Annotated in this window: 16 protein-coding genes; 5 read left to right on the top strand and 11 right to left on the bottom strand. The window is 69.9% G+C overall.

The features are described 5' to 3' along the window. Positions 1–21: 21 nt before the first annotated feature. The 3 genes from QN245_RS04285 (at position 22) to QN245_RS04275 (ending at position 2,413) form a co-directional block, all read left to right on the top strand. On the top strand, positions 22–663 hold the full coding sequence (locus QN245_RS04285; RefSeq protein ID WP_160966846.1) for a thiol:disulfide interchange protein DsbA/DsbL: 642 nt from the start codon (positions 22–24) through the stop codon (positions 661–663). A gap of 105 nt (positions 664–768) precedes the next feature. Beyond that, a complete protein-coding gene (locus tag QN245_RS04280; RefSeq protein ID WP_160966844.1) occupies positions 769–1,620 on the top strand; it encodes a thiol:disulfide interchange protein DsbA/DsbL in 852 nt (283 codons plus the stop codon). A gap of 25 nt (positions 1,621–1,645) precedes the next feature. Beyond that, complete coding sequence (locus QN245_RS04275) at positions 1,646–2,413, top strand: endonuclease/exonuclease/phosphatase family protein (RefSeq protein ID WP_317844647.1); 768 nt, start codon at positions 1,646–1,648, stop codon at positions 2,411–2,413. A 181-nt stretch (positions 2,414–2,594) separates the two neighbouring features. Here QN245_RS04275 and QN245_RS04270 read toward each other — a convergent pair whose 3' ends face one another. Continuing rightward, positions 2,595–5,483 (bottom strand): TonB-dependent receptor, encoded by a 2,889-nt coding sequence (locus QN245_RS04270; protein ID WP_167087877.1) that lies wholly within the window; start codon positions 5,481–5,483, stop codon positions 2,595–2,597. Between the two features lie 921 nt (positions 5,484–6,404). Here QN245_RS04270 and QN245_RS04265 point away from each other — a divergent pair. Further along, positions 6,405–8,318 carry a transglycosylase SLT domain-containing protein gene (locus QN245_RS04265; RefSeq protein WP_317845305.1) on the top strand — a complete coding sequence of 638 codons (1,914 nt, stop codon included), beginning with the start codon at positions 6,405–6,407 and terminating at the stop codon, positions 8,316–8,318. A gap of 136 nt (positions 8,319–8,454) precedes the next feature. Then, positions 8,455–9,690: a multifunctional CCA addition/repair protein gene (locus tag QN245_RS04260; protein ID WP_317844646.1), complete on the top strand. Its 1,236-nt coding sequence runs from the start codon at positions 8,455–8,457 to the stop codon at positions 9,688–9,690. Positions 9,691–9,869: 179 nt separating this feature from the next. Here the strand turns inward: QN245_RS04260 and QN245_RS04255 are convergent, their stop codons facing one another. The 10 genes from QN245_RS04255 to galA form a co-directional block, all read right to left on the bottom strand. Further along, entirely contained in the window at positions 9,870–11,135 is a 1,266-nt protein-coding gene (locus QN245_RS04255) for a M23 family metallopeptidase (protein ID WP_317844645.1), read from the bottom strand. Between the two features lie 312 nt (positions 11,136–11,447). Then, positions 11,448–13,535, bottom strand: coding sequence for a hypothetical protein (locus QN245_RS04250; protein WP_317844644.1), 2,088 nt, complete (start codon positions 13,533–13,535; stop codon positions 11,448–11,450). Between the two features lie 175 nt (positions 13,536–13,710). Further along, positions 13,711–14,856 carry an N-acetylglucosamine-6-phosphate deacetylase gene (gene nagA / locus QN245_RS04245; protein ID WP_317844643.1) on the bottom strand — a complete coding sequence of 382 codons (1,146 nt, stop codon included), beginning with the start codon at positions 14,854–14,856 and terminating at the stop codon, positions 13,711–13,713. Continuing rightward, positions 14,856–15,884 (bottom strand): SIS domain-containing protein, encoded by a 1,029-nt coding sequence (locus QN245_RS04240; RefSeq protein ID WP_160966910.1) that lies wholly within the window; start codon positions 15,882–15,884, stop codon positions 14,856–14,858. The genes nagA and QN245_RS04240 overlap by 1 nt, the downstream gene beginning before the upstream one ends. Positions 15,885–15,892: 8 nt before the next feature. Next, positions 15,893–16,972: a LacI family DNA-binding transcriptional regulator gene (locus QN245_RS04235; protein WP_160966830.1), complete on the bottom strand. Its 1,080-nt coding sequence runs from the start codon at positions 16,970–16,972 to the stop codon at positions 15,893–15,895. Between the two features lie 31 nt (positions 16,973–17,003). Continuing rightward, the gene (locus tag QN245_RS04230; protein WP_160966828.1) at positions 17,004–18,272 is read right to left on the bottom strand and encodes a sugar MFS transporter; all 1,269 of its coding nucleotides are present in this window, start codon (positions 18,270–18,272) and stop codon (positions 17,004–17,006) included. 37 nt (positions 18,273–18,309) lie between these two features. Continuing rightward, complete coding sequence (locus tag QN245_RS04225) at positions 18,310–19,065, bottom strand: GntR family transcriptional regulator (RefSeq protein WP_160966826.1); 756 nt, start codon at positions 19,063–19,065, stop codon at positions 18,310–18,312. Between the two features lie 71 nt (positions 19,066–19,136). Continuing rightward, on the bottom strand, positions 19,137–20,291 hold the full coding sequence (locus tag QN245_RS04220) for an acyltransferase family protein (RefSeq protein WP_317844642.1): 1,155 nt from the start codon (positions 20,289–20,291) through the stop codon (positions 19,137–19,139). Then, on the bottom strand, positions 20,288–22,585 hold the full coding sequence (locus tag QN245_RS04215) for an alpha-N-acetylglucosaminidase (protein ID WP_425612941.1): 2,298 nt from the start codon (positions 22,583–22,585) through the stop codon (positions 20,288–20,290). The genes QN245_RS04220 and QN245_RS04215 overlap by 4 nt, the downstream gene beginning before the upstream one ends. 73 nt (positions 22,586–22,658) lie before the next feature. Next, on the bottom strand, positions 22,659–25,541 hold the full coding sequence (gene galA, locus QN245_RS04210; RefSeq protein ID WP_317844640.1) for a beta-galactosidase GalA: 2,883 nt from the start codon (positions 25,539–25,541) through the stop codon (positions 22,659–22,661). Positions 25,542–25,574 lie beyond the last annotated feature (33 nt).

Below are 25,574 nucleotides of genomic sequence, written 5' to 3'. Positions count from 1 at the left end.
TTTTTTGCCACTGGAGATCGCATGAACCGTTTGCCCCGCCTGCTGTTGTGCCTGCTCGCCCTGCTGCCGTTGAGCGCCTGCGCGCAACCCAAGTCCGCGACCGCGGTGGAAGGCGAGGACTACACGCTGATCGCCGATCCCAAGCCGTTCGCGCCGCTGGCCGGCAAGATCGAGGTGGTGGAAGTGTTCGGCTACACCTGCCCGCACTGCGCGCACTTCGAGCCGCTGCTGGAGGAATGGGCCGGCAAGCAGGCCAAGGACGTGCGCCTGACCCTGGTGCCGGCGGCGTTCGGCGGTTACTGGGACAGCTTCGCCGCCGCCTTCTATGCCGCGCAGCAACTGGGCGTGCAGAGCCGCAGCCACCGCGCCATGTTCGAGGCCATCCACGACAAGCGTAGCGTGCCGGTGCAGAACGTGGCGCCCGAGGAACTGGCCGCGTTCTACGCCGGCTTCGGGGTCAAGCCGCAGGCCTTCATCGCCGCCTACCAGAGCCCGCAGGTCGCCGCGCAGGTGAAGACCGCACGCGATTTCGCCGTGCGCGCGGACATCTCCGGCACCCCGGCGCTGATCGTCAACGGCAAGTACCTGGTCAAGGGCAAGAACTTCGAGGACATGCTGCGCATCGCCGACGCGCTGATCGCCCGCGAGCGCGCAGGCAAGTAATCGGCGCACGGCGCTTCATCCGCGCCATGGCATCATGACGGGGTGGCCGGACCGCGCTTGCGGCGCGTCCGGCATTTTTCCCCCATCCTGCTGGAGATGTCGCCGATGAAGACCCGCTTCGCCCTGACCCTGATGGCCCTGCTGCCGATCCTGGTGGCATGCAAGGCCCAGGACGGCACTGCCGACGCCGTCGCCCCTGCCTCCGGCACCGCCGCGGCTCCGGCTGCCGCGCCCGCAGCCGGCAACGACGCTGCCGCTGCGCCCGCCGAGACGCCGGCCGCTCCCGCGGCCACCAGCGCCGATGCCGCCGCGCAGCCCGCCGCCGAAGGCGACAGCGCCGCCCCGGCCAAGCCGGTCGCGGCCAAGACCCCGAATGGCCCGGAGCCGGTCGCCGGCACCGACTATGTCGACATCGCAGGCGGCCAGCCGTTCCAGCCGACCAACGGCAAGATCGAGGTGGCCGAGGTGTTCGGCTACGTCTGCCCGGCCTGTGCGCGCTTCCAGCCGCTGATCGGCCCGTGGAAGGCCGGCCTGCCGTCCGACGTGCGCTTCGTTTACGTGCCGGCGATGTTCGGCGGCACCTGGGACGACTACGCCCGCGCGTTCTACGCCGCCGAGGCGCTGGGCGTGCAGGAGAAGACCCACGATGCGCTGTACAAGGCGATCCACGTCGACCAGACCCTGAAGGGCGAGCGCGGCCGCGACTCGGTGCAGGACATCGCCAACTTCTACGCCAAGTACGGCGTGGACCCGAAGCAGTTCGCCGACACCATGGGCAGCTTCGCGGTGGCCACCAAGACCAACCGCGCCAAGCAGTTCGCCACCCGCAGCGGCATCAGCGGCACGCCGTCGCTGATCATCAACGGCAAGTACCTGGTCAAGGGCAAGAGCTACGACGACATGCTGCGCATCGCCGATCACCTGATCGCGCGCGAACGCGCGGCGATGGCCAAGTAAGCCGTCCGCCCCGGGCCGCACCGCCGTGACTGCTCCCGCCATCCGCACCCTGCGCGTGCTCACCGCCAACATCCAGGCCGGTTCCAGCACGCGCCGCTACAGCGACTACGTGACCCGCAGCTGGTCGCATGCGCTGCCGGCCGGGCGCAAGCGCAGCAGCCTGGACGCGATCGCGCAGCTGGCCAGCGACCACGACATCGTCGGCCTGCAGGAGGCCGACCCCGGCAGCCTGCGCTCGGGCTTCACCAACCAGACCCACTACCTGGCCGAGCGCGCCGGCTTCAACTACTGGAGCCACCAGCCGAACCGGCGCGTGGGCGGCGTGGCCTCCAGCGCCAACGGCCTGCTCAGCCGGCTGGAGCCGGTGGAAGTGCAGGACCACGCCCTGCCCGGCCGGCTCGGCGGGCGCGGCGTGCTGCTGGCCAAGTTCGGCAACGGCGCCGAAGGCCTGGCGGTGGCGGTGGCGCACCTGTCGCTGGGCGCCAACTCGCGCGCGGCGCAGCTGGCCTTCATCGCCGAACTGCTGTCCGATCATCCCAACGTGGTGCTGATGGGCGACTTCAACTGCGTCGCCGATCGCCCGGAAATGCAGTTCCTCTACCAGCGCACCCGGCTGCAACCGCCGGGCTGCGTGGTCCCGACCTTCCCGAGCTGGCGCCCGCAGCGCGCCATCGACCACATCCTGGTCAGCGACGGCCTGCGCTGCAACGCGCAGCGTGCGGTGCCCGCCGCCTTCTCCGACCACCTGGCCGTGGCCACCGAGATCGAAGTGCCGCAGCACTTGTTGCGCTGAGGCGGCGACACCGGTTCTTGCACCACGCGTAGGAGCGGCTTTAGCCGCGACGGGCGTTCCCAGGGAACATCGGTCGCGGCTAAAGCCGCTCCTACAGCATCAAGGTTGCTTCGCCCCCCGCATCAGCCGCGCCCTGCGAGAGCGAACGCTCGCTTTCGCAGGGTGCCATCGCGTGCAGCAACTAGAACTTCAGGTCCGCGCGCACGTACAGGTAGCGGCCGCCGGGAATGCCGTAGGTGGAGGCGTCGTAGCCGTTGAGCGAGCACGACAGGCAGATCGGCGGGTCCTTGTCGAAGACGTTGTTGACGCCGCCGCTGAGGGTCAGGCCCTTGAGCCAGTCGAAGCGATAGCCGACCTGCAGGTCGTGGTAGGTGATCGCGTCCAGCGTGTTGGTGCCGGCCACCGGATTGCTGCACACCGGGAACGCGACCGCGTCGCCGCACTGTTCGGTCAGCTCGGAGATGTGCCGCAGCGTCCACGACGCATTCCAGCGGCCGCGCGACCAGTCCAGGCTCAGATTGCTGGTCCACTCGGGAATCGAGCTGTCCACCACTTCCACGCCCGGGCGCTGCGGCTGCACCTGGCCGGCCGCGCCGGTGGCGACGTAGCGGGTGACGAAGGTGTTCTGCCAGCCGATCTTGAAGCGGCCGGCCGCGGTCTCCGGCGAGTTCCAGAACAGGTCCACGTCCCAGCCGTCGGTCTTGATCGAGCCGAGGTTGGTGAGCCGATTGTTGAAGCCGTTGATGCCGCCGGTGGAGGCGCGGGTAATGCCGTCGCAATAGGTCGGAGAGAGCGTATCCACGCACAGGTCGAGCTGGGTCTGCGCGTTGATCGCCTGGATCGCGCCGTCGATGTCGTGGCGGTAGAAGGTCACCTCCACGTCGAAGCGGTCCGACCACGGCACGTTGCTGGCGAACCACGGGCTCCAGACGAAGCCGGCGCTGAAGCTGCGCGCCTTCTCCGGCTCCAGCGCGCGGTTGCCGCCGGTGGTCACCGAGATCTGCGAATTGGCCTGCTGGTAGCCGGCTGGCACGCCGAGCGTGGCGCAGTTGCTGGCGCTGCCGCGCGGCGCGGTGCCGCCCAGGCCGATCGAGCACGGGTCGGACAGGGTCAGGTCGGCGCGCGCGGCCGAGCCGTACAGTTCGCCGATGCTGGGCGCGCGGAAGCCTTCGGCATAGCTGGCGCGCAGCACGAAGTCCGGCGCCACCTGCCAGCGCAGGCCGTACTTCGGGGTGAACTTGCCGCCGAAGGTGGAGTAGTCGGAATAGCGGCCAGCCAGGCTCAGGTCGAGTTTGTCGCCCAGCGGCGAGTCGGCGAAGATCGGCACGCTCAGTTCGAGGTAGGCCTCCTTGACGTCGTAGCTGCCCTGCGTCGGCAGCGACGGCACGCCGTTGTAGTGGCCGATCACGGTCAGCGGATCGGGGCGGTAGAAGCCCTCGTACTTGCGGTACTCCACACCGGTGGCGAAGGACACCGCACCGGCCGGCAGCCGGAACAGGTCGCTGCTGAGGTTGGCGGTGAACTGGGTCAGCTCGTTCTGGCTGCGGTCGTGCACCACCGGCTGGATCCAGCGCAGCATGTCCGGGGTGATGCTGCCGGCGCCACCGAAGATGTTCAGCGGCACGCAGCCGGCCACCGCCGCGCACGCCGCCGGATCGCCGAGCGCCAGGTTGATGTTGTAGATGTTGTAGCTGCCGTAGTTGGTCTGCTCGGCCTTGTTCTTGCTGTAGGCGCCGTTGACGTCCCAGAACCAGGTGCGGTCGGCGCTCTCGAAGCTGCCGATGAAGCCGGTGCCGACGTACTGGGTGTCCACGCGCTGCTCGAACACGCGCGCGCCGCCTTCCACCGGGCGGCGCCCGATCATGATCAGGTTGCTGCCCGAATCCAGCGCGAAGCCGAACGGGTTGTACGGGTTGGCGGCGGAGATGACGATGTTGTCGGCCAGCGGATTGCCGGTGCCGGCATCGGGCCCGAGGAAGATCGGCTCCGGCGCGGCCTGGTTGGTCGATTCGCGGCGGTTGCCGAGCAGCTTCAGGTACCACTGCACGTCGTCGTTGAAGAAGAAGCGGAACTGGCCGAACACGCCCTTGCGCTCGGACGGCGTCAGCAGCAGGTTGGACGCGGCGAAGTTGTAGCGGTCGGCGGTGGTGAAGCAGTGGTAGTCGTCGCTGCGGCTGCAGCCGCCGGCGCCGTCGTAGCGGGGCGTGCCCACGCCACTGTTCGGGGTCAGGTTCTGCTCGGCGCCGGTGTTGGGGTCGACGAAGATGAAACGCCCGTCCGGCGTGGCCGAGCTGCCGAAGCTCAGGCCGGTGCCGGGAATCGGATACAGCGACTGCGCGCGGTCGCGCGCGTAGATCGGATCCTGCTTGGTGTAGCTGGCGCCGAGGAACAGGCTGGTACGCTCGGTGCTGTGGCCCCAGGCCAGGTCTACGCCCTTGCTGGCGCCGTCGCCCTTGTCGTACTCGCCGTAGTTCAGCGTGACCTGGCCGCCTTCGAAATTGCGCCGGGTGATGATGTTGACCACGCCGGCGATGGCGTCGGAGCCGTACAGCGAGGAGGCGCCGTCCTCCAGTACCTCGACGCGTTCGACGATGGCCAGCGGGATGGTGTTGAGGTCGGTGGCCGCGCCCACGCCCGAGGCGGAGGACTCGTTGACCCAGCGCATGCCGTCGACCAGCACCAGCACGCGTTTGGCGCCCAGGTGGCGCAGATCCACCTGCGCCGAGCCGGCGCCGACGCCGCTGCCGTCCGGCGGGAAGCCGAAATTGCCGGAGGAATTGAACTTGGCGTTCAAGGCCGAGCCGGAGGCGGTGAGTTCCTGCAGCACATCGCCGATGGAGGTGAGGCCGGTGCGTTCGATGTCGGCGCGGCTCAACGTCTGCACCGGCACCTGGCCCTCGACTTCGGCGCGGCGGATGCGGGTGCCGGTGACCTGCACGCTGTCCAGGGTCGTGGCATTGCCGGGAGCGGCCGGGGGCGTCTGTTGCTGGGCGCCGGCGATGGCGGGGACACCGCCGAGCAGGGCCAGGGAAACCGCGAAGACCAAAGGATGGCGGTGCAGGAAATTCATCCGTCTCTCTCTCCAGAAAGGATGTGAGTCGGCCGCTGCGACCCCCTGCACCGCGACGGCGTGGAATTCTTTGTAAACAAATCGTGAACGGCCTGCAAGCATCCGGCGGGCAAAGCGCGGGCGATCGCGACGACTGGTCGATCTGGTAGACACGGGGGTGCGAGATGTCGTCAATCGGCGACGCAATGCCGAAGCCCCTCTCCCCTCGGGAGAGGGGTTGGGGTGAGGGTACGGAGGCGCAGCGCCCGCGCCGATTTGGCGACACGAGGCTTCGCCCAGACCCTCATCCGCCCCTGCGGGGCACTTCCCCCGAACAGGGGGCCATGGTCCCGGAGGGAGAAGGGAGAAGCCGAAGCCCCTCTCCCACCGGGAGAGGGGTTGGGGTGAGGGTCCGGCACGCGAAGCGCCCGCGCCGATCTCGCGACACGAGGCTTCGCCCGCACCCTCATCCGCCCCTGCGGGGCACCTTCCCCCGAAAAGGGGGCCATGGTCCCGGAGGGAGAAGGGAGAAGCCGAAGCCCCTCTCCCACCGGGAGAGGGGTTGGGGTGAGGGTCCGGCACGCGAAGCGCCCGCGCCGATCTGGCGACACGAGGCTTCGCCCGCACCCTCATCCGCCCCTGCGGGGCACCTTCCCCCGGAAAGGGGGCCATGGTCCCGAGGGGAGAAGGGAAAAGCCGAAGCCCCTCTCCCACCGGGAGAGGGGTTGGGGTGAGGGTACGGCGCGCGAAGCGCCCACGCCGATTCGGTGCATCCAGTGCGATCGCCGGCGCGCCGGGACGACGCGGAACGACAGCGCCGCAGCCGCGATGCCGGAACGTACCACTGCGTGCGCCCTCGCCCGATGGCACGGCGATTCATCGGCGTTCGGTATAGTCCCGCGCATGATCCTGCGCACGTCTCTCCTGCTGTTCGCCGCCGCGATGTGCGGCCCCGTTTCCGCCCTCGCCCAGTCCCTGGACGCGCAACGCCCGGCGATCCGCTCGGCGATCGACGATGCCGAGCAAGGCCGTTTCGATCCGGTCCGCGCGGCCGCGTTCAAGCAGCATCCGCTGTACGGCTGGCTGGAGTACGCCAACCTGCGCCGCAACATCGACAAGGTGTCCGATGCGCAGGCGCAGGACTTCCTCAAGCGCTATGCCGGACAGCCGGTGGCCGAAAGCTTCCGTGCGCTGTGGCTGCCGGCGCTGGCGCGGCGCGAGGACTGGCCGGCGCTGCTGGCGAACTGGAAACCCACCGAGAACCTCGGCCTGCGCTGCGCCCAGCTCAATGCGCGCCAGGCCACCGGCCGCGCCGACGCGCAGTGGGTGGACGAAGCGCAGGCGTTGTGGCGCAACGCCGGCAAGTCGCTGCCCGACGCCTGCGATCCGGTGTTCGCGGTGCTGCAGGCGCGCGGCGGCATGACCGATGCGTTGCGCTGGGCGCGGGTGGAAGCGGCCGCGGACACACAGCAGCCCGCGGTGATGCGTGCCGCCGCCCGCGGCCTGCCCGCGGCCGACTTGGCCCTGGCCAACGACTACGCCGCGTTCCTGGACGCGGTGCATGCGCGCGCGCTGAGCTGGCCCAAGACCGAGCGCAGCCGCAAGGTGGCGGTGGACGGGTTGGAGAAGCTGGCCAAGGCCGATCCCGACGCGGCCGAGCGGCAACTGCCGCAGTTCGCCCAGGCGCTGCAGTTCAGCGAGGCGCAGCGCAGCGCGGTGCTGTACCAGATCGCGCTGTGGACGGTGGCCTCGTACGGCTCCGATTCGGCGCGCCGGCTCAACGCCGTGCCCGAGTCCGCCTACGACGAACGCCTGCACGAGTGGCGCGCGCGCGAGGCAATGGCGCGCGGCGACTGGCCGGCGGCGCTGGCGGCGATCCGCAAGATGCCGCCGACGCAGCGCAGCGATTCGCGCTGGCAGTACTTCGAAGCGCGGCTGGCGGAGAAGACCGGCAATGCCAGCGAGGCGCAGCGGCTGTACCGCGAGGCTGCCACCTCCGCCACCTTCCACGGCTTCCTGGCCGCCGACCGGCTCAAGCAACCGTACGCGCTGTGCCCGTGGGAACCGAACGACAGCGCGCAGGCGCAGGCGGCGGTGGCACGCGATCCGGCGCTGATCCGCGCGCTGGAGCTGTTCAAGATCGACCGCGCCGGCTGGGCGGTGGCCGAGTGGAACGATGCGCTGAGCCGCTTCGACGACACCCAGCGGCGCCTGGCGGTGGAAGTGGCCAGCGCCAACGGCTGGTTCGACCGCGCGGTGTTCTCGCTGGGCAAGCGCCCGGAGGAACAGCGTCTGTACACGCTGCGCTTCCCGCTGCACCACGATGCCACCATTCGCCGCGAAGCCGGCAAGAACGCCATCGACGCGGCCTGGGTCGCCGCCGAGATCCGCGCCGAGAGCGTGTTCAATCCGAACGCGCGCTCGCCGGCCAATGCGATGGGCCTGATGCAGGTGGTGCCGGCCACCGGCGCCAGCGTCGCCCGCAACCTCGGCCTGGCCGGCTACGGCGGCGCCGCCAGCCTGTACGACCCGGACACCAACATCGCCATCGGCACCGCCTACCTGCGCCAATTGCTCAACACCTACGGCCTGCCTTACCTGACCATCGCCGCCTACAACGCCGGCCCCGGCCCGGCCGCACGCTGGCAGAGCCAGCGCCCGGGCCACGATGCCGACTTCTGGATCGAGACGGTCAGCTACAAGGAAACCCGCGAGTACGTGGCGCGCGTCCTGGCCTTCAGCGTGATCTACGACTGGCGCCTCAACGGCGACGCCCTGCCGCTCAGCGACCGCATGCTCGGCAAGCTGGATGCGCCGCGCAAGAAGTTTGTGTGTGAGGCGGGGAATCGGGATTAGGGAGTCGGGATTGGCAACAGCGCAGCGCATCCGTATGCAGGTAGCATCCGCCGGAATAGGCCAGGGCAGCGTCCATTCGCACGACGCCGCTCTGGCCAATCCCCAATCCCCAATCCCCAATCCCGAATCCCCGCCCATGAACACCTACCTCGTCGGCGGCGCCGTCCGCGACGCCCTGCTTGGGCAGCCGCCCGGCGATCGCGACTGGGTGGTGGTCGGCGCCACACCGCAGCAGATGCTCGACCTGGGCTACAAACAGGTCGGGCGCGATTTCCCGGTGTTCCTGCATCCACACAGCGGCGAGGAATACGCGCTGGCGCGCACCGAGCGCAAGTCGGGGCGTGGCTACCACGGCTTCGTGGTCGATGCCGATCCGTCGGTGACGCTGGAGGAAGACCTGCAGCGCCGCGACTTCACCATCAACGCGATCGCCCGCGACGAGGACAGTGGCGCGCTGGTCGATCCCTACGGCGGCGCGCGCGACATCGAACGCCGCGTGCTGCGCCACATCGGCCCGGCGTTCGGCGAAGACCCGCTGCGCGTACTGCGCGCGGCGCGCTTCATGGCACGACTGGCGCCGCTCGGCTTCAGCGTGGCACCGGAAACCATGGCCTTGATGCGCGAGATGGCGGCCAGTGGCGAACTGGACACGCTGGTGCCCGAGCGCGTGTGGCAGGAACTGCGCCGCAGCCTCGCCTCGGCGCAACCGTCGGCGTTCCTGCGCACCCTGTACGACGCGGGCGCGCTGCGCAGCGTGCTACCTGAGCTGGACGCGCTGTACGGCGTGCCGCAGCGCGCCGAGTACCACCCCGAAGTCGACACCGGCCGCCACCAGGAACTGGTCAGCGACATGGCCGCGCGACTGGCGCCGGGCGATGCGCTGATCGGCTTCGCTGCGCTCACTCACGACCTGGGCAAGGCGCTGACGCCACCGGAGGAATGGCCGCGCCACCTGATGCACGAGCAACGCGGCCTGGCGCCGCTGCGCGCGCTGTGCGAACGCCTGAAGGTGCCGCAGGAGTACCGGCAACTGGCCGAAATCGCCTGCCGCGAGCATCTGAACGTGCATCGCCTGGACGAGCTGCGCGACCGCACCGTGCACGAACTGCTGCAGCGCTGCGACGGCTTCCGCAAGCCCGAACGCATCGCGCAGCTGGCAACGGTGTGCGAGGCCGACAAACGCGGCCGCCTCGGCAGCGAGGATGCCGACTACCCGCAGGGCCGCACGTTGCAGCGCCTGCACGCAGCGGCCCTGGCGGTCAACGCCCGCGACCTGGCCGCGCAAGGCCTGAGCGGCCCGCAGATCGGCGAGGCCCTCGCCAAGGCGCGGATCGCGGCGATCGCCGCGGCGCGTCGCGCATCCGCAGACTGACGCGGCCGGGCCTTGCGCCGCATGCCGTTCCGCAGGTACGGCGCGGTTTTCGCCTGATAGGCGGCAGTTCCGCGCCGCTGGCCGGGACGCGAAGCGTTCCGTTCGCAGAAGCTGGCCGAACGAGGCTCCGCTCACCTCGACCACGGCAAGTGTTCCAGGCGGCGGGCTTGTGCCTTTGGTCAGGGACCCGGTCCTGACTGACCGGGAAACTGGATCACCACGTCGTTGAGCGGCAGCTGCGACCGGCGATCTTCGATGGGCGAGGCGTGCCATGGCTCGCCCTGCCCAAACAGCTGGGCTTCGGATTCGGTGCCGAGATAGCCGAAGCGCTCGAACGCGTAAGGCACGCCTTCGGAACCTTCGAACGCGACGGCATTGGACAGCTGAAAGTGCAGATGCGGCGCCGCGGAATTGCCGGACTGTCCCAACTGCGCAAGCACCTGCCCCCGCCGCACCCGCTCGCCCGCTTTCACCTTGAGGCTGCCCCGGCGCAGATGCGCATAGCTTGCGAACGTGCCAGGTGCGATTTCCAGCACCACATAGTTGCCGAACAGGCCGTCGCTGGTGAGCGAGGCGGGTTGCGGTTGCGCACTGAGCGGCTGGTGTTCGGCCTCGCCATCGCGCGCGCTGCGCACGACGCCGTCGGCCACGGCAAGCACGTCCGCGCCGTAGCCGATCCAGTCGGCGTAGCTGGATCTGTGGATGTCCTTCACGCCGGCTCTCAGCACGTGCCCGGCATCGTCGACACCCACCAGATCCAGGGCGTAGCGCTGCGGAATGGTCAGTTGCCCGTTCACCGCCACCAGGCTGCCCCAATGGTGCGACTGGGCGGCACCGGGGCCTTCGTGGGCCAACCAGCGGCCGCCGCGCAACGGCGCGCCGATGACCATGGGCTGCGCATCGCCGACCTGGACGGTGGCGCCGTCGAGCATGCTGCTCGCATGGGCGTCCGCGGTGAAGTGGATGCGGTGACGCAAGCGGTGCGGCACCGACACCCCCGCCGGCAGGGTCAACCAGACGAAGAACACCGCGCGGTTGCCGGGGAGGATCGCCACCGGCTCCTGCGCCGCCGGCGCAGGCTTCACCACGTGCGACAGTTGCTTCGCATCCAGTGCCAGCAGGGGCGTGGCCGCATCGTCACCGAACACGTCCAGCCCCTGCGGCGCCAGCGCGCCGGAATCGCCATAGAAATTGGTGACGTGCAGCTCATAGGCCAGATGCGTGCGTCCGTCGCTGCCGGCGAACGCAGCGGGCGCGAACGGGACGCGCGCTTCCACCGGCGCCAAGGCGTCCTCGGCACGGGCGGCGGAAATGCCGGCGATTCCTGCAAGCAGGAGCACCAGTGCAGCGCTGCGAGTCATTCGATGCACACTCCTGGCAAATGCATGGAGCGCGGCGAGGACCGTGCGTCCCTGCGCCATCGCTGCGTGGAAACCGATGGTCAAGCTTGCCGACGACCCAGGCCGGCCGCAAGGTGTCCTTCGGCATGCCTACCCAAAGCGGGACGGCACCCGCTCCACGCCAGGCAGCGCTTGCACCTGCACGATGCAGCAGCGGCTTCTGCGAGGACTCGCTCGCGTTGCCACTCCCACGAACGCGCTTCCCGGAGCGAGCAGAGGCGCCTTTCCGCCCCGACCCGCTGGCCATCGCCGCCGCCGCAGCCGACATCGCACATCCGGATGACCGGCGCATCGCCGGAAAACGCGGCAACGGCAACTTCGCTGCCGTCGATCGGCGCACCGCCGGCCCAACGACCGCTACGGCACCTGGATCGCCTCTCCGCTGGCCACGACCACCGTGGCGATCTGCGACGCGGCATCGCGGCTGTCCACATCGGCCAGCGTCCCCAACAGCGTGCTGTTTTCCCGCATCTCCAAGGCGTCCCGGTAACGCGCGTTGGCCACATCGACCAGTTGCAGGCCGAGCTCGCTGGTACGCAGCGCTGCCGCGTCCAGCACACCGTCCAGCAGCTGCGCGCCCTGCAGGGCGATGCGCGCGGCGCGCGCGTTGGCGGTATCGCCCAGGTCGACGACGCCGGTGAATCCCTCCAGCGTGCCCGCCGCGTCGATCACCTCATCCATCAACTCGCCATACACGAGCGACACGCGCTGGGCCGACGCCGACAGCGCGCCGCCGGCGTTCGCGCTGCGCCGCACGCGCAGTTCGGCGCTGGCATCGCGCGCGTCGACCAGGTCCAGCAGTTCGTCGACCAGTTCGCCCTCGACGATGTCCAGCGCCTGGACCCGGGCGTTGCCGGCATCGGTCATGTCCAGGCGCAGATCGGCATGCGCGAGCAGCCCCTGCAGATCGAGCGCTTCGTCGATCAGTTCGCCATGGGCGATGGCCAAGGCGTCGCCGCTGACGTTGCCGCTGTCCGCGAACGCGATGGTGAGCGTACCGCCGTCGAAGGAGGCGGCATCGATCGCCTCGTCGATCAATTCGCCCTCCTCGATCCGCGCCGTCACCGCATCCAGATTGCCGGCATCCTCGAACCGCACCGACAAGGCCGCGTTCTGCACCGCGCCGACGTCGATCGCTTCGTCGATCAGCTCTCCGTCCACGATCAGCGCATCGGCGGCGACGGCGTTGCCGCTGCGCAGCAGCGTCACCGCCACGTCCGAGGCGAGCAGATCGGACGCGTCCAGCGGCTCGTCGATCAGCCCACCATCGTGGATGCGCAATGTGCCGGCGAGAATCGCGCTGCCGGCATCGCTCAGGCGCAGGTCGATCGCCGCGTTCTCCACGCGCTCGGCGTCGACCAGTTCGTCGATCATCACCGCATCCTGGATCTCCAGCGAGCGCGCGTCGACATTGGCGGTGTTGCCCAGCGCGATCGCGATCTGGCCGCCCAGCCACGGCCCGGCTTGTAGTACCTCGTCCAGCAGCTGGCCGGCGAACAGGCGGACCTCGTCCGCCGCCACGTTGGCCACGTCGTCGGCCTGCACGGCGACGCGGCTGCCACGCAGCGGATGCGCGACCAGCGCGCCCTGCAGGCGGCCGCCGCCGACCGTCAGTGTGCCGCGGCCACCGCGGACCCGATCGCTGCGCTCCACCGCGACCTCGAGGCAGGCCGCATCGGCGGCCACGGCCGACGCATCGCGCGGCGCGATCAACCGTTCGCTCAGGCTGCCGCCGCCCAGATGCAGGTGGCTCTGCGGCGTCTGCAGGCTGACGTTGGCCGCATCGCGCAGTTGCAGATCGATACGCGCGCCGGCGGCGATGGGGCCGTCGACCAGCGTGCCGATCAGCGCGGCCTGTACCGGCCCCGTCGGCGCGCGCAGCGTGCCATCGGCGGCGAGCGTGTCCTCGCCCAGGGTCAGGCGCCCGGCCAGCGCCACATTGGCGCTGTCCTGCACCAGGATCGCCAGCGTGGCGTCCGCACCGACACTGTGGACCAGCGTCGGCAACAGCGATGGCTGTGCCAGCCAATGCGCATCCTGCACGGTCTGGTTGGCCTGTCCGCAGATCGCGATGGCCAGGGTCTGCCCTGCCGGCACGTCCAGCGGCTCGGCGAACGCGTAGGGCTGCCAAGGGCCGGCATTGCGGGCGACGAAGCGCCCGACCGCGGTCGGGCCCGTACAGGCCACCGGCAACGCAGGCCGCCGGCATGCGGCCGGTGCCGCCGCCGCCCAGGCCGGCCAGGACACGGCCCACAACAGCAGAACGATCCCGGCACCGATGCCGCCGGCACTGCGCGGATGGGGCCCCTGCCAGTGCTGATGGCGCCGCCCTCGCGGCGCGCGCGGCACATCGACGCCGATGCCCTTCCACTGTATTCGCCAGGTCGCGGCGATGCGCGACACACCGTCGAACCAATCTTGGCCGCTGCCGCAAAGACGCGGCACGACCGTATCCACGATCCGCATGACGATCTCCCCCTGTGGCGATCGCCCGCGATCCTACTGCATGCGGGCGACAGCATCGGCACACAGGTGTGGCGGAAGCCCTTGGCTGCCGAGGCCGAGGATCGTCACCTCGCCGGGAGACACCTGCCGTGTTGGCGGCGGTGCCGGCGGCCGTCTACTCCATCGCGCCGGCGATCCAGGTGTGGCGGACCTGCAGCGCCTCATCCAGCAGCACCAGGTCGGCCTGGTAGCCGGGCGCGATGTGGCCGTAGCGGTGGTCCAGGCCCACGCACTGCGCGGGGTACAGCGAGGCCATGCGCGCGGCTTCTTCCAACGGCACGCCCAGCCACTGCACGCTGTTGCGTACCGCGCTGGCCATGTCCAGCGCCGAGCCGGCCAGGGCGCCGGCGGCATTGCGCACCACGCCGTCGATGGCGGTGATGGTTTCGCCGTACAGGTCGAACGCGGGACTGTCGGCGCCGACCATCGGCATCGCGTCGGTGACCAGGAACACGGTGCCGCGCGGCTTGGCCGCCAGCGCCACGCGCAGGCTGGCCGGATGCACGTGCACGCCGTCGACGATGACGCCGCACCAGGCGTTGCGGTCTTCCAGCGCCGCGCCGACCACGCCGGGATCGCGTCCCTGCAACGGCGTCATCGCGTTGTACAGATGGGTGAAGCCGCAGATGCCGGCATCCAGCCCGGCGCGGGTCTCTTCGTAGCTGGCGGCGGTGTGGCCGGCGAACACGCGCGCGCCTGCCGCGGCCAGGGTGTGGATGCTGGCCGGCGGCACGCGTTCCGGTGCCAGGGTGATCAGGGTGACGCCGTTGTCCAGCGAGGTAGCCAGCGCAAGTTCCTCGGCGTCGGGCACGCGGAACTTGTCGGCGTTGTGGGTGCCCTTGCGCGCCGGCGCCAGGTACGGCCCTTCCAGGTGGATGCCGAGCACGCCCGGCACGCCGTCGGCGATGGCCTGGCGGGTGGCGGCGATCGCTGCGCGCATCACCTCCAGGTCGTCGCTGATCAGCGTCGGCAGGTAGCCGGTGGTGCCGTAGCGGCGATGGCCCTGGCCGATGCGGCGCAGCGCCTCGACGTCGGTGCGGTTGTTGAACAGCACGCCACCGCCGCCGTTGACCTGCAGGTCGATGAAGCCCGGCAGCAGGCTGCCGCCGCCCAGGTCGTGCTGCACTGGCGCTGCCGCCACGCGCGGGTCGGCGTCGTCGAGCAGGGCGAGGATGCGCCCGCCCTCCAGCAGCACGCTGACGCCGTCGAGAAACCCGTCCTCGCCGAGCACGCGGGCATTGCGCAGCGCCACCGTCGTCATCAGACGGTCTCCGTCACTTTGTTCAGATGCGGCGGCAGGTCCGGGTTGTAGCCACGGCGCAGCGCCAGGGCGTTGATCGCGCGGTAGAAGCTCTGGATCGCCAGCAGCGGCGCACAGGCCGGGTGCGGCGCGGCCACCAGCGGCAGATCGCCGCCGGCGCTGGCCAGCCACACCTGCGCGCCACGGCCGCGGAACTCCTCGGCCAGGCGCCGGGTGCCCTCGCCGGCCTCGTCCGGCTGGTCGAAGGCCAGCACCGGGAAGCCCGGACCCACCAGCGCCATCGGCCCGTGCTTCACTTCCGCCGAGCTGTAGGCCTCGGCATGCAGGCCGCAGGTTTCCTTGAACTTCAGTGCCGCTTCCTGCGCCGCCGCCAGGCCCAGGCCGCGGTCGAGCACGAACAGGTTGTGGGCATCGACCAGGCCGTCGGTGAGCGAGCGCCAGTCGGCCTGCCAGGCCGCGCGCAGCGCCTGCGGCAGTTCCTGCAGCGCGCCCAGCAGCGCCGGGTCGTTCTTCCAGTGCGCACCGAGCTGCAGGATCGCCGCCAGCGAAGCCAGGTAGCTCTTGGTCGCGGCCACGCTCTTCTCGGGGCCGGCGCCGAGCGGGATCACCGTGTCGGCCAGTTGCGCCAGCGGCGAATCCTCGACGTTGACCAGGGCCACCACGCGCGCGCCGGCATCCTTGGCGGCCTGCGCATTGCGCAGCAGGTCCGGGCTCTTGCCCGATTGCGAGATCACCAGGTACAGCGCCCCACGCAACTGCAGCGGCGCCTCGTAGACCGAGCCCACCGAGGGCGAGGCCGAGGCGGTGACCACGCCGAGCTGGGTCTCGAACAGGTACTTGGCGTAGGTGGCGGCGTGGTCGGAACTGCCGCGCGCGCAGGTCACCACGAACGGCGGCGGATCGGCGCGCAGCGAGGCGGCCAGTGCGGCCACCGTGGCGTGGTTGCGCTCGAACTGCGCGGCGACGACCGCGGCGGCTTCCGCGGCTTCACGGAACATCAGGGTTTCGGTTTCGGAGGGCAGCGCCATGGGCAGGGTCATGTGGGGTCGGGGGAGGAGGAACGGCGGGAATGCGGCTGGGAATGCGGCTGCATGGGCGCAGTCGAGCCGCGCACCACCAATTGCGGCACGAAGCCCTGGTTGTGCACCGGCGCCGGATGGTCTTCGTAGGCATCGCTGCGCAACTGGCTGATCAGCAAGCGCGCGGCATGGCGGGCGATGTCCTCGGTGGCCTGCTTGGCGGTGGTCAGCGGCGGCCACGACTGGCGCGAGAACGGGCTGTCCTCGAAGCCGGCGATGGACAGGTCGTAGGGCACGTTCATGCCCGCCGACTTGGCCGCCGCCAGCACGCCGGCGGCGATCTCGTCGTTGGAGCCGAAGATCGCCGTCGGCGGTTCGCGCAGTGCCAGCAGGCGCCGCGCGCCACGGAAGCCGTCGTCGAAGGTGTAGTCGCCGGGGATCACCAGGTGCTTGTCCAGGGTGATGCCGTAGTCCTTCAGCGCCGCCTCGTAGCCGGCATAGCGCTCGCCGCTGGAGCGGTGCGAGGTGCCGCCCCACAGAAAGCCGATGCGCTGGTGGCCGAGCTGGATCAGGTGTTCGGTGATCGCGTAGGCGGCGTCGCGGTCGTCGACGTAGACGCACGGGCCGTCCTGCGGATCCTCGGTGGCGGCGATGATGCGCACGGTCTTGATCCCGCGCGCGGCCAGCGCCGCGACCAGGTCGGCGCGCTCGGACATCGGCGCGGTCAGCACCAGCCCGGCCAGGCGCGAACGCTGGGTCCACTCGGCCAGTTCCTCGGCCAGCATCGGCGCGGTGGAATCGCAGGGGTGGATCTGCAGGCCGAAGCCGGTCTCGCGGCAGGCGGCGAGCACGCCGTTCTGCACGCCGATGATGTGGTACGGATTGGGGTTGTCGTACACCAGCCCGATCACGAACGGGGTGCCGCTGCGCAGGTTGCGCGCCGACGGATCCGGCTCGTAGTCCAGTTCGGCGATGGCATGCAGCACGCGCGAGCGCGTGGCCTGCATCACCGACGGTTCGTTGTTGATGACCCGCGAGACGGTCTTCAGCGACACCCGCGCCCGTTCGGCGACGTCTTTGATGGTGGGTCTGCGCATTGGATAATTTGCCGAGTTGGGGAAAAGCGCGTCAGCTCGCCGCGCCCTGGCCGACGCGGTGACCGCGCAGCGCAAAGAACAAGATGTAGAGGTAGCAGGCGATCATCAAGCCGGCGAAGACCACCTGGAAATCGAAGAACTCCTTCAAATGGGCGAACAGCTGCGGAACCGCGGCGCCGCCCACGATGCCCATGATCAACAATGCAGCGCCCTTTTCGGTGAACTTGCCCAGGCCCTTGATGGCCAGGGGGAAAATGGCCGGCCACATGATGGCATTGGCGAATCCGAGCGCTGCCACGAATGCCACCGACACGTAGCCACTGGTCAACATGGCACACAGCGAGAAGACGATGCCAAGGCAGGCCGAGAAGGACAGGTACTTTTCCTGGGAGATGTACTTCGGGATCAGCACCAGGCCGAGCAGGTAGCCCGCCAACATGCAGGCGAGCGTGCCGATCGTGAAATATTTCGCGTAGTCGAGCGACAGACCGAGGCTCTTGCCATAGATGCCGATCGCATCGCCCGCCATCACCTCCGCACCGACGTACACGAAGATGCACAACGCGCCCAGCCACACATGCGGAAACGCAAAGATGCTGTCGCGGTTGCGCTCGTCCGATGCCGACGCGTTCGCCTTCTCGGGGCTGATCTCGGGCAAGGGCGAAAACAGGAGGGCGACAGACAGCACGGCGAGGACGCCGGCGATCGCCATGTACGGGCCGTGGATTCGGCCAGCGAACTCCTGCAGCAGGATTTCCTTCTGCGCAGGCAGCACCTGTTCGATCTGGGTCGAAAAATCCTCCATGCCGTGCAGGACCACTTTCGCCAGGCCATAGGTGGCCAGCGCTCCGGCCACCTTGTTGCAGATGCCCATGAGTGCGATACGGCGCGCGGCGCCGTCGATCGGCCCGAGAATGCTGATGTACGGATTGACCGCGGTCTGCAGCAAGGCCAGGCCGCCGCCGATGATGAAGATGCCGCTCACCGCGCCCACGTAGGAGCGGTCATTGGTGAACTGGCCGAAGATGGCGGCACCGATCGCCATGATCAGCAGGCTCAGGGCCAAGCCCTTCTTCATCCCGGTCAGCTTCAGGATGAACGAAGAAGGCAGCGCCAGGCAGAAGTAGGAAATGTAGAACGCGCTCGGGATGAGGAACGCGAACGCGTCGCTGACGTTGAAGGCGACCTTGGCGAACAGGATCAACGGCCCGTTGATCCAGGTAAAGAAGCCCATGATGAAGAACAACAGGCCGACGATGGCGATGGAGGCGTAGGGACTGGCGGGCCGTGCGGTGGTCATGGGCGGGCGTGCTCCGGGAGGGCGCGGGGTTCGGCGATCAGCGTCGCAGCTCGGCGACGAAGTCGTAGTAGTCGTTGTGGCAATAGGTGTCGGTCAGTTCGATCGCGCTGCCGTCGCGGGTGTAGCCGACCCGCACCACGTGCAGGATCGCCTCGCCTTCCTTCATACCCAGATGACCGGCCAGCCGCGCCGGCAGGTTGATGGCGCGGAAGTACTGCAGCGCCCGCACCACCGGGGTGCCGCGCTCGTCCAGGTAGGTGTAGAGCGAATCGGCGATGGCGTGCGGATCGGGCACCACGTGCTGCGGCAGCACCGCCTTCTCGTAGGCCATCACCCGGCCGTCGGCGCTGCGCAAACGGGTCAGCGCCGCGACCACCGTGTCCGGCGATAGGCCAAGACGCAGGATCTCCTCGCCGTGCGCCGGGCGCGTGCGCCGCTCCAGCCAGCGCGTGCCCGGCTCCAGCCCCTTCATGCGCAGGGTCTCGCTGAAGCTGGCCAGGCCGCTGAGCTGATGCTGGATGTGCGAAGTGACGAAGGTGCCGGCGCCCTGGCGGCGCGACACCAGGCCTTGCTCGACCAGCGCATCCACGGCCTGGCGCAGGGTCACCCGCGACACCTGCAGGTACTCGCACAGTTGCCGCTCGGCCGGCAGCGCCTCGCCCGGCTTCCACTGCCCGCCCTTGATCGCCTCCACCAGCTTGCTGGCCAGTTGCAGGTACAGCGGGGTCGGCGCGTCCGGATCCACGGCCAGCGCTTGCAGGCGGGGATCGGCCTGCGGCTTGGGCTTGGTCATGGCGCGCTCTCCAGTCCGCATGAATTCGTTATGTCCAATATAGTACCAATTCGCGGTCCGTGCACGCCGGGCTACAGCCGCAGGTACAGCCGCCGTCGATCCATCCACCAGCCCATTCCCCAGCACAGCAGGGTGTAGGCCAGCGCGCAGGCCAGGCTGCCCCAGGGGCCGGGCAGCAGCCGCTGGAACACCTCCACGCCCAGCCACTGGTACAGGTCCATACCGCTGGCACCGGCCGGGACCAGCCGCAGGCAGACCACGAACAGCTCGGAAAACAGGTAGATCGCCAGCGGATTGCGCCCGAGCACGGTGAAGAAGCCGCTGCCGGCCCGCCAATGGCGCACCTCGATGGCCCACAGCAGTGCGCCCAGCAACAGCAGGTCCAGGCCCACGGTCAGCAGCACGAACGAGCCGGTCCACAGCTTCTTGGCCAGCGGGAACCACGGCTGCCAGGCCAGGGCCAGCAACGTCAGCGCGATCCCGGCCAGCAGCAGCCAGCGCACGGTGCGCGCCTGCTTGCCGGCGTGGCGCACGTACAGCCCGGTCAGGTAGCCGGCGATGACGTTGACCGTGGCCGGCAGCGTGCCGAGCAGGCCTTCCGGATCGAATCCGCCGTCCTTGCGATACAGCTGCGCCGGGTCCAGCAGCCACAGGTCCAGGCGCGTGCCGGCGTTGCCGAGCTTGCTCAGCTCCGCGCCCGGCTGGCCCCACAGGTACAGCGCGCCCCAGTAGCCGAGCAGCAGTGCGACACAGGCGCCCAGCAGGGCGCGAGGCGACAGCCAGCGGCACAGCAGCGCGGCCAGCGCATAGCACAAGGCGATGCGCTGCAGCACGCCCGGCACCCGGGTCTGGTCGATCGCGGTGAAGCTCCAGTGGCCGTCGGCGCCCTGGTGCACGAACGGAAACCAGTACATCAGGAAGCCGAGCAGGAAGATCAGCGCGCTGCGCTTGCCGACCCGGCGCAGGAAGGCGCCGAGCGGCTGGCCACGATCCAGCGCGAAGCTCATCGCGTTGCCGACCGCGAACAGGAACGACGGGAACACCAGGTCGGCCGCGGTGAAGCCGAACCACGGCGTGTGCCGCAACTGCACGAAGGCATCGGCGCCGGCGCCCGGCGTGTTGACCAGGATCATCAGGAAGATGGTCAGGCCGCGGAACACGTCCAGCGACAGGAAGCGTTCGCGCGACGGCGCCGCGGCGGGAGGGCTGGCGGGCGCGGCGCTCATGGCGCATCCACCTGTTGCAGCAGCGCGCGCACCGCGGCGACCGGATCGGCCGGCGCCTGCCGCGCGTAGGCCGTGTCGCGCGCCACCCAGTCGCGCTCCCAGGCGCGCAGGCGCTGCTGCAGCTGCGCCTCGTCCACGCTGCCGCCGGCCACCGCCGCGTCACGCAGCATCTGCAGCGCCAACGTCCAGCGCGGCAGGTAGTAATCGGCGTACATGCCCTGCCAGGCCTTGGACGCGTAGTCGCCGAGATTGCCCTCGCCGCCCCACACGCTGACCTGCGCCTTGGCGTCGCGCCGGTAGTACGCGGCATCCTGCGGCGTCTTGGCATAGTCAGCCGCCGCGTCGAGCCAGCTCGACAGGGTCTCCTGCTGGCCGCCGACCAGACGGTCGAGTTGCGTCACCGCCTCTCGCACCCGCGCCGCCGCGGCGTCGCCGGCCGCGACGTCGCCGCGTCGGTAGGCGGCCACCGCCTGCTGCAACTGCGCGTCCACGCGGCCGGTGGCGTAGTGGCGGGCGAAGTCGACCAGGTCGTAGCGATACAACGGCGCGTCGGCGTATTCCGGCGCCAGCGCCAGCAATTGCTGCAGGGCGCGGCGCAACCGTGGCGGATCGCCCGGCGCCTCATCGAAGTCGCCGATGTCCAGCGTCGGCCGCTTGAACAACAGGTAGGCGCCGGCCCGGCTGCGCCACCAGCGCGGCGTCCAGTAGCGGGTCGACAGCACCGAGGCCTGCAGGTCGTCCCAGGCCGCGCGCAAGGCCGGCGAGGTGTGTCCGTAGCGGGCGCGGGTGTAGTCGTCGAGCCAGTCCTGCAACGGGCGCTGCTGTGCGCCCCAGGCCAGCGCGTACATGTATTCGTAGACCACCGAATTGGTGTGCAGCCCTTCCGGGAATGCGCCGAAGCCGACAAGTTGCCGTTTGTCCTTGTCGGCAAGCAGCGTGCGCAGGTCCTGCCGGTAGAACGCCAGGTCGCCGTACACCGGATTGCTGCCGCCGTAGTTGTGCACGTAGCCGTAGATCCATTGCTTGCCGTCGAACGCATCGGAAAGCTTCCAGGTCCCCGGGTAGCGGTCGTTGCCGATGTCCAGCACCAGCAACTTGTCGTTGGGCACCTCGCGCAGGAATGCGGCGATCGCCTGTGGCGTCCAGAAGTGGCGGTCGGCGCCGAACAGCCAGCCCTGCATCACCCACACCGCATCCGGATTGGCGCGATGGATCGAGGCGTACAGCGCGCGGCCGTATTCGGCCAGGCGCTTGTCACGCTGCGCCGGCGGCACCTCGGGTGGCGCGGCCTTGGCGGTGTTGGCGGTGCTGTCGCCGTAACTGGCCAGGCGCGCGTCGCTGCCGTCGGCGGCGATCGGCGGCAGCATCTCGTTGAACGCATCGGCCAGGTAGTAGGTGCCCTTGCCGTAGGTGCGGTCGTAGAGCTGGATGAAGCGTTGCGCGATCTGTGCGAACAGCGGATCGGCCGGATCCAGCCAATAGGTCTCGTGGAAGCCCTCCCAGGCGCGCATGCGGTAGATGCGTGCCTGCGGATGCGCCTGCGCGAACGCCTTCGGCACGTAGCCGGCGAAGGCCGGCAGCACCGGCTTCATGCCCAGTGCACGCATGCGCTGCAGGATGCGCAACTGCAGCGCATGCTTGTCCTCGATCCACTGCTGCGGCAGCGGCACGTCGTAGCCCTCGATGTTGCCCATGCGCTGCCACGGCGCGAACGCCGGGCCGGAGAAGTACTGCGCCAGCTCGGCATCGGCGACGCCGAACTCGCGCCACAGCGCCTGCCACACGTACTCCTGGCCTTCCATCGCCAGCGGCATGTCGATGCCGTGCAGGGCCATCCAGTCGATCTCGCGCTCCCAGCGCGCCCAGTCCCACCACGGCGTGGTGTAACCGTAGGTGCAGACGTTGAGGTAGGCGCGGTGCGCGAACGGGGTGGCCGTCCGCTGCCCGCGGAAGTCCGCATAGGCCGCAGGCAAGGCGATCCGGCTGCCTTCCCAACTCACCGATGCCGCGCCGATCGACTGCAGATAGCTGTAGGCGCCATGCGCCAGCGCCACTTCGGACGACCCGGACACGCGCAGCGCGCCGGCCTCGGCGGCGACCTGGTACCAGTCGTTGCCGCGGCCGCGCGGCTGCCGTTGCAGCTGTAGCTCGGCCGCGCGCGGGCCGAGCGTGCGCAGCAGCACGCCGCGCGCGGCATCGCCCTGCGCGTCCTGCACGTCCTGCGCCGCCGCGGCGGACGCGACCGGCACCAGCAGCGCACAGGCCAGCAGCAACAGCACAGCATGCGTGCGCATCGACAGCGCCTGGACGCGGCGCAGCCCGACATGGCCATGCGGGAAGATCTGGCGGAAAGCACGTTTCATTGGCTCAATACTCCACTGTCGCGACATCGTCGAAGCCGAACGGCGTTCCGGCCGTCACCTGCATCACCACGGCCAGCACGCGTTCGCCGGACGCCGGCGGCAACCGAAGGGACACCGGCTGCCCCGCGGCCACGCTGGCGACCCGCTGCCGGTCCAGATACACCTGGACCGCGCCGGTCGCGCGGCCCAGCCGCAGCCGGCCACCACGCTGCTGGATCCCGGCCCAGGGCGTGAACGCGGTCCGATACAGCACGTAGCCGTCGCGCTCGGCACGCGTCTCCAGGTTGCCGGGCTGGCAGAAGCTCCAGCTGTTGTTGTCGTTGGGCGCGCGCGGCAGCGCCGGATCCGGCGGCGCGGCGAACGGCAGGGTATGCCGCCAGCCGCCCACCACCATCGCCGCGGCAGCCGGCGGCAACGACAGCGGCGGCGGCGCCGCCTCCAGCGCGATGCTCGCCTGCGCCGCCCGCAGGCCCGGCGCGCTTGCCTCGATGCGCAGCCGGCGGCGATCGCTGCCGGCCTCGACGATGGCCTGCGCCAGGCCGTTGAACAACTGCACCTGCGGCACGTTGTCGGGCGCATGCCGGTTCGGGTCGCCGTTGCCGACGCCGAGCAGGCGCCCGCCCTCGATCTGCAGCGTGATCTGCGCGTCGGCGAACGGCACGTGGCGGCCTTGCGCATCCACCGCCTCCAGGGTGATCGGTTGCGCGTCGCGGCCGTCGCCGCGCATGCGCAGCCGGTCCGGGGTCAGCCGCAGCGCCACCGGCGCGTCGACCGTCTGCACCCGCTGCCGCGCGACCTCGCGCCCGTCGCGGTACGCCACCGCTTCCAGCACGCCGGGCGCGTACACGACCTGCCAGGTGTTCATCGCGATCCGGTCCACCGCCTGCCGCCCCTGCGAGCGGCCGTTGAGCCACAGCTCCACCTGCTGCGCGTTGCAGAACGCCATCACCTTGATCGGGATGCCCTCGCGGCCCGGCCAGTTCCAGTGCGGCAGCAACTGCAGCACCGGCGCATCGTCGATCCACTGCGCCTGGCGCAACCAATAAGCGCCTTTCGGGAAGCCGCACAGGTCCATGATGCCGAAGAACGAGGACACCGAGGGCCATTCGAACGGGGTCGGCTCGCCGCGATAGTCGAAGCCGGTCCAAACGAAGCTGCCGGCCAGGTAGGGCCGCTCGTCGATCAGTTTCCAAGACTGGCGATGGGTGTTGCCCCAGGGCGCGGCGACCGAATCGTCCTCGGCGATGACGTGCGCCTCCATGTCGGTGAACCAGGCGCCGCGGGTCTGGAACGCACTGGTGTCCTCGCTGGACAGCAGCGGCGTGTGCGGCATCGCCGCATGCACCCGGTCGTAGTTGAACTGGCGGTAGTTGAAGCCGACCACGTCCACCGCATGGGCCGCGTTGCGCTGGGTCAGCATGCCGTCGTTCATCGCCGCGGTCACCGGGCGGCTGTCGTCCAAGGTGCGCACCAACGCAACCGCGCGGCGCACCATCTCGTAGCCGGCGGCGGTGCCCTGCATCGGCTCTTCGTTGAACACCGACCACAGGAACACGCAGGCGCGGTTGCGGTCGCGGCGCACCAGCCAGCGCAGTTGCGCGGCATAGTCGGGCGCGGGATTGAACACGCGGTTCTCGGCCATCACCAGCATGCCCAGCCGGTCGCACACGTCGAGCAGTTCGGCGGCCACCGCGTGGTGCAGGCGGATCGCGTTGCAGCCCAGCGCCTTGAGCCGGCGGATGCGGAATTCCAGCAGGCTGTCCGGCACCGCCACGCCGACCCCGGCATGGTCCTGGTGCAGGCAGGCGCCCTTGATCTTGAGCGGCCGCTCGTTGAGGAAGAAGCCTTGCTGCGCATCGAAGCGCAGCGTGCGAAAGCCGATCGCGCATTCGCGGCGGTCGCGCTCGCGGCCTTCGCTGCGCAGCACCGTCGCGAGCCGGTACAGGTGCGGCGCGGCCACGTCCCAGCGCTGCGGCCGCTCTACCTGCAACACCACCTGCGCCTCCGCCTGCGCCAGTGCGCCGGCCTGCAGCGAGGTACTGCCCTGCGCCACCACCGTGCCCTGCGCGTCGTACAGCGTGGTTTCCAGCCGCGCCGCATCGGCCTGATCGCCGACATTGGCGACGGTGACCGTCACCGGCAGCGTCCAGCGATCGTCGACCCCGGCGCGCGGCACCGCATGCACGCCGTCGCCGACGATATGCAGCGCATCGCGCACCGCCAGCCAGGTATGTCGGTAGAGCCCGGCGCCCTCGTACCACCACCCGTCCATCGCCTCGGCGTCCACACGCACCGCGATGGTGTTGAGATCCTGCCCGTAGCGCGCGATCGCGCTGATGTCGATGGCGAGGCCGTCGTAGCCGCTCCAGCCGCGCGCCATCAGCAGGCCGTTGACCCATACCGTGGCGCGGCTGGCGATACCGTCCAGGCGCAGTTCCAGCGCCTTGCCGCGCTGCGCCTCGTCCAGCCGCAGGCTGCGCCGGTACCAAGCGATACCGCGGCGGCGATAGCCCTGCGCCACGTTGGCGCTGGCCTCGATCGGCTGCTCGATGGCGAAATCGTGCGGCAGCCGCAGTTGCCGCCACTGGCTGTCGTCGAAATCGCCGGCGGCCGCGCCCCAGGCCTTGCCGGCCTTGGCGTTGTCGTAGCTGGCGTCCTGACCGGTGATCGGCGGAAACGGGATGTCGCCTTCGTGGAAACGCCAGCCCTCGTCCAAGCAGAACCGGCAGGGATCGGCCGCGAGCGTCAGCCCCGGCACGGCCGCCACCGCGGCGGCGCCGCTGCCGGCGATGCCCGCGGACGCCGCCATGCCGGCCCAGCTTCCGCGCGGCAGCGCCAACAGCAGGCCGGCGCCGGCGCTGCCGGCCAGGAACGTTCTTCGTTGCATGCGCTTGTCCTCATCGGCTCGAGCGCCCGGCGC

The organism is Xanthomonas rydalmerensis, from assembly GCF_033170385.1.
Classification (GTDB): Bacteria; Pseudomonadota; Gammaproteobacteria; order Xanthomonadales; family Xanthomonadaceae; genus Xanthomonas_A; species Xanthomonas_A rydalmerensis.
The sequence above is the reverse complement of the archived record's forward strand: the minus strand, read 5'-3'. Positions and strand labels throughout refer to the sequence as shown.

Coding starts and splice junctions, on each gene's coding strand:
- QN245_RS04260 (WP_317844646.1), top strand. CDS start 8,455: ATGAACACCTACCTCGTCGGCGGCGCCGTCCGCGACGCCCTGCTTGGG.
- QN245_RS04270 (WP_167087877.1), bottom strand. CDS start 5,483: ATGAATTTCCTGCACCGCCATCCTTTGGTCTTCGCGGTTTCCCTGGCC.
- QN245_RS04215 (WP_425612941.1), bottom strand. CDS start 22,585: ATGCGCACGCATGCTGTGCTGTTGCTGCTGGCCTGTGCGCTGCTGGTG.
- galA (WP_317844640.1), bottom strand. CDS start 25,541: ATGCAACGAAGAACGTTCCTGGCCGGCAGCGCCGGCGCCGGCCTGCTG.
- nagA (WP_317844643.1), bottom strand. CDS start 14,856: ATGACGACGGTGGCGCTGCGCAATGCCCGCGTGCTCGGCGAGGACGGG.
- QN245_RS04265 (WP_317845305.1), top strand. CDS start 6,405: ATGTGCGGCCCCGTTTCCGCCCTCGCCCAGTCCCTGGACGCGCAACGC.
- QN245_RS04285 (WP_160966846.1), top strand. CDS start 22: ATGAACCGTTTGCCCCGCCTGCTGTTGTGCCTGCTCGCCCTGCTGCCG.
- QN245_RS04280 (WP_160966844.1), top strand. CDS start 769: ATGAAGACCCGCTTCGCCCTGACCCTGATGGCCCTGCTGCCGATCCTG.
- QN245_RS04240 (WP_160966910.1), bottom strand. CDS start 15,884: ATGGCGCTGCCCTCCGAAACCGAAACCCTGATGTTCCGTGAAGCCGCG.
- QN245_RS04225 (WP_160966826.1), bottom strand. CDS start 19,065: ATGACCAAGCCCAAGCCGCAGGCCGATCCCCGCCTGCAAGCGCTGGCC.
- QN245_RS04220 (WP_317844642.1), bottom strand. CDS start 20,291: ATGAGCGCCGCGCCCGCCAGCCCTCCCGCCGCGGCGCCGTCGCGCGAA.
- QN245_RS04230 (WP_160966828.1), bottom strand. CDS start 18,272: ATGACCACCGCACGGCCCGCCAGTCCCTACGCCTCCATCGCCATCGTC.
- QN245_RS04235 (WP_160966830.1), bottom strand. CDS start 16,972: ATGCGCAGACCCACCATCAAAGACGTCGCCGAACGGGCGCGGGTGTCG.